Consider the following 258-nt stretch of genomic DNA (forward strand, 5'->3'; position numbering starts at 1 on the left):
TCCGATTCAAAATGTAATGGATTTTTTAGCTGGTGAATATTATAGTCTATTGTTTATTATCATTTTAACAATTTTTTGTGTCACGGTTGCAACGCATTTAATTGCTCGTCATGTAGATAAAGGGGCGATGGCATATTTATTAGCAACACCTGTATCGAGGGTGCAAATTGCAATTACACAAGCTGCTGTTCTCATATTGGGGCTACTAATAATTGTAATTGTTACTTATGTAGCTGGTATATTAGGTGCAGAATGGTT

The 258-nt window shown here is 34.5% G+C and carries 1 pseudogene; it reads left to right on the forward strand.

What is annotated here, in order from left to right:
- Positions 1 to 258 (forward strand): annotated as a pseudogene (locus SB775_RS31220) (ABC transporter permease subunit); the annotation flags it as partial.

Source organism: Peribacillus sp. SIMBA_075 (assembly GCF_046534585.1).